Raw genomic sequence first — 4191 nt, 5'->3', positions numbered from 1 at the left:
TGCGCCAGGGTGATGCGGCCGTCGAGGGCGGGGGTGTAGGGGGTGTGGGCGGTGATGTAGTCGGCCAGGACCTGTTCGAGGCTCGGGCCGTAATCGTAGGCGTTTTGGGCTTTGTCGGCGAAGAGCTTGTAGCCGTCGCCACCGGTTCGGACGAAATTGTTGGTGGCGACCGTGTAGGTTTTTGCGGGATCGAGCGCGGTCCAACCGGTGCCATCCTTGACCTCGATGGACTTCAGGCGGCCTCCGTTCGGGGCAACGGATTTGTCGAATGTATATTTGATCCCGGCCACTTGCGGGAACTTGCCCTTGCCTTCCTCGATCTCGGACAGTCCGGCTTCCAGCGAGTCTTTGAGGTCTTTGCCGGACAGCTGGAAGGTTGCGATCGTGTTCTGGAAGGGCAGGACGGTCAGCACTTCGCCCATGGTGACCGGACCATTGTCGATGGAAGCGCGAATGCCGCCGCCGTTCTGGATGGCGATGGTAACGCCTTGATCTTTCGTACGATCCAGGATCGCGTCGGCGATCAGGTTGCCCATGGCGCATTCCTGAGCGCGGCAGGTTTCGCGGCTTCCATCGACGGCTGCGGTGAACTCGCCGACCTGCTTGTTTTTCAGCTCCTCGATCGGACCGCCGAGTTCGGCGACGCGTTTCAGCACGGCTTCGTCTTCGGGGATGGATTTATCCAGGTAGATGGGGTCGCCATTTGCCTGTTTTGGAACGCCATTATCGTCAAACACCACGGTCAATTTACCGAGATATTTGGAATAGGAGGCAGCCGTGACGAGCGGCACATTATGACCGTCGGCACCATCGACCATGGTGGGGTAAGGACCTTCGGCCTTGTCATCCGTGTTCGACAGGAAGGTGTGCGAGTGGCCGCCGACCACCACGTCGACGCCGGGAATCTTGGCGATCGTGTCGCGGTCACGGACATAGCCGACATGAGTGAGCGCCACGATCTTGTTGACGCCCTGATCGGTCAGCGCCTTGACCTCACGCTTCACGGCTTCGACATCATCCTCGAAAGCGAGGTTGGGGCCGGGCGTCGCGACATCCGGTGTGTCGGTGGTGACGATGCCGATGATGCCGATCTTCTGGCCGCCGATCTCGACGACCGTGCTGGGCTTCAACTTGTCGCCGACCTTGGACTGTGCGTTCGGCTTGACGTTGGCGCCGAGTACGGGGCATTGCGCCTTGTCGAGGAGGCGCATGAGGCCGTCTTCGCCGTCATCGAATTCGTGGTTGCCGACGGTCATGGCGTCGAACTTGATGAGGTTCGAGAACTCGGTTTCGACATCGCCGTGATAGGTCTGGAAGAACAGCGAGCCCTGGTAGTTGTCGCCGGCATCCAGCACGAGGACGTTCTGCCCACTGAGGGCTTCGCGCTGCTGGCGAATTGCGGTGACGAGGCGAGCGGCGCCGCCGATGCACTCGCCCTTGTCCTTTTCTTCCTGCGAGCAGGTGGACTCGTATTTGTTGTTGCCTTCGATCCGGCTGTGCCAGTCGTTGATATGCAGGATGTTCAGCGTGTAATCGGCCCAAGATGCGCCGGCCGATAGGCCAAGGATCGAGGTCGAAAGAGCGGCAAGAAGTGTGAGTTTCTTCATCGGCGTGTCTCCGCTGGGTCCCTGGTTGTAGCCGGTCTTTTTGTCGATCGTGCTACAGCGTCCGCGAAGGGCCATGTTTCCATCGGGCTAGATGACTGGCAAGCCCTAACGCAGAAAAGCCGGCCCAAAGATGAGCCGGCTTTCAAAACCCTTCGGAAACTGGGCCGATCAGGTGCGGCGGGTCAGGACGAAGCGGTTGCCCTCGGCGCTGGTGCAGTTCAGCTGATTGCTGGATGCGATGTTGCAGTTGAAGGCAATCGGCTGCTGGCGGATCAGCGAGGTGCCGGTGATTGCCACCACGCTGGCGCCATTGTAGCGGTAGCTGCCTTCCGACAGGCGGCTGCCATTGTCGGCTGCGGTGGTCGAGAAGGCGCCGTTGGAGAAGGTGGAAACGCCAACGCCGCTTTCATCGACCCAAGAGCCGTCGACGCTGACCTGCTTGAGCATGGGGCCTGAACCCATGCGACCGCCCGAGCCGCCGTCACCGCCGCCAACGCAGCCCGCAACAGCGGCAGCCAAAGTGAGTGCGGACAACAGGCGGAGCGAAGGTGCGAGGCGCATCAGTTCATCCTCTGAATAAGAGACGATCGGGGTTGACGCCCCTGTCGCATGATTCGGATGGCCGCGCGACTCCGCGCGGCCTCCGCGATGAATGATTAGCGAACCAGAATGTTCCGGAACTGCCAGGTATCCTTGGTGTCTAGATCTTCCGGGAACAGGCCGGGACGACCATCAAGCGGGGTCCAGTCGGTGTAGTGACCTTCCACGGGGCCGAGATAAGGCTTCTGAACCTCAAGGCAGCGCTTGAAGTCCATTTCGTCCGTATCGACGATGCCGGCTTCCGGATTTTCCAGCGCCCAGACCATGCCGGCCAGAACGGCCGAACTCACCTGAAGGCCGGTCGCATTCTGGTAAGGCGCGAGCTTGCGCGCTTCTTCCAGCGACAGGCGCGAGCCGTACCAGTAGGCGTTCTTGTCGTGGCCATAGAGCAAAACGCCCAACTCGTCGACGCCATCCACCAGCTCGCTTTCATCTAAGACGTGGAACTCGCCTTGCGCCTTGCCGGCAGCGCCGAACATCTCGTGCAGCGACAGAACCGCGTCGTTGCAGGGATGGTAGGCGTAGTGACAGGTCGGACGATAGGTGATCTCGCCCTTCTTGTTCGTGGATGTGAAGAAATCGGCGATCGAAATCGCTTCATTATGGGTAACGAGGAAGCCGTATTGCGGGCCGGGCGTCGGGCACCAGGTGCGCACGCGCGTGTTGGCGCCGGGCTGGTCGAGATAGATACCGAGCGGCTGGTCCTTGTCACCAAGGATGCCGGCGTTCTTCGGCATCCACTTTTCATGCGTGCCCCAGCCGAGTTCGGCCGGCTGCAACCCTTCGGCCACGAAGCCTTCCACCGACCACGTGTTCCAGAACACGTTAAAGGGCTTGGGATCTTTCGCGCGCTGCGTGTCGCGTTCGGCGATATGAATGCCCTGCACGCCAGCCTTTTTCATGAGCTTGGCCCAGCCGGCGCGGTCGTCGGCTGAAGGAACAGCGAAATCCATGCCGAGATCGGTCGCCAGATTGACCAGCGCCTGCTTGACGTACCAGGAGACCATGCCGGGATTGGCGCCGCAGCAGGATACGGCCGTCGTGCCGCCAGGATGGGCAGCCTGCTCGGACTTCATCGTTTCGCGCAGCGCATAGTTGGTGCGCTCTTCATTGCCGACCGTGTCATCGAAATAGAAGCCGAGCCAGGGCTCGACCACCGTGTCGATGTAAAGCGCGCCGAGCTTGCGGCAGAGGCGCATCAGATCGACCGAACCGGTATCAACCGAAAGGTTGACGCAGAAGCCCTGGCCGCCGCCTTCGGTGAGGAGCGGCTTCAGGAGCTTCTTGTAGTTCTTGGCGGTGACGGAGTCCTGGATGTAGCGGATGCCGCGCTCGTCCAGCAAAGCGCGATCCGTGTCCTTCGGATCGATCACGACCAAGCGGGACTTGTCGTATTTGAAGTGTCGCTCAATGAGCGGAAGCGTGCCTCTCCCGATGGATCCGAAGCCGATCATCACGATCGGGCCAGTGATTTCGCCGTGGATGGGCCAATTCGCTTCTGCCATTTTGTGCACACTCCTGTGTCTGTTGAGGAAGACCCCACCCTACACCATAGAAGTCAGTCACAATAAACCCCGGACAGCCAAAAGGGTCTTTTGGTTAAGGCCCCTCAACTTAGCAAACGTGCTGCGATGAGGCCGCGCAGGGAGTTGCCGACATAGATCTGGCCTCCTTGCAGATCTGCGGGGAAAAGCACCTGTTCTACGGCGCGGCCACTTTCAAGCAGTTCGCCGCGCAGCACGCCGGGCAGCAGGCCCGACGTCAAAGGCGGCGTCGCGAGGATGCCATCGCCGCGATCCACAAAGAGGTTGGTGATCGTGCCTTCGCATAGTTCGCCGAGTTCGTTGCTGAGCAGGACTTCCTGCGCTTCATGCTGAGCGAACTCCGCGCGTGCGGTCTCGTAAAGGGCGCGGCGGGTGGTTTTGTGAGCGAGCAAGGGATCGTGGCTCGGCAGCTTCGTTGCGGCCAGACGCAGGGTCCAGAT

At 60.8% G+C, this 4191-nt stretch carries 4 protein-coding genes; all 4 read right to left on the bottom strand.

The window, feature by feature from the left end; translation table 11 throughout:
- The coding region (locus tag RTX98_RS17900) for a bifunctional metallophosphatase/5'-nucleotidase (RefSeq protein ID WP_312798155.1) at positions 1 to 1607 on the bottom strand (1607 nt) is incomplete at its 3' end.
- A gap of 168 nt (positions 1608 to 1775) precedes the next feature.
- The gene (locus tag RTX98_RS17895; protein ID WP_312798154.1) at positions 1776 to 2168 is read right to left on the bottom strand and encodes a hypothetical protein; all 393 of its coding nucleotides are present in this window, start codon (positions 2166 to 2168) and stop codon (positions 1776 to 1778) included.
- Positions 2169 to 2263: 95 nt separating this feature from the next.
- Positions 2264 to 3712: a homospermidine synthase gene (locus RTX98_RS17890; RefSeq protein ID WP_312798153.1), complete on the bottom strand. Its 1449-nt coding sequence runs from the start codon at positions 3710 to 3712 to the stop codon at positions 2264 to 2266.
- Between the two features lie 104 nt (positions 3713 to 3816).
- On the bottom strand, positions 3817 to 4191 hold a 375-nt coding region (locus tag RTX98_RS17885), incomplete at its 5' end, for an aminotransferase class IV (RefSeq protein WP_312798152.1).

It is taken from the genome of Tianweitania sp., assembly GCF_032053605.1.
Taxonomy (GTDB): Bacteria; Pseudomonadota; Alphaproteobacteria; order Rhizobiales; family Rhizobiaceae; genus Tianweitania.
The sequence above is the reverse complement of the archived record's forward strand: the minus strand, read 5'-3'. Positions and strand labels throughout refer to the sequence as shown.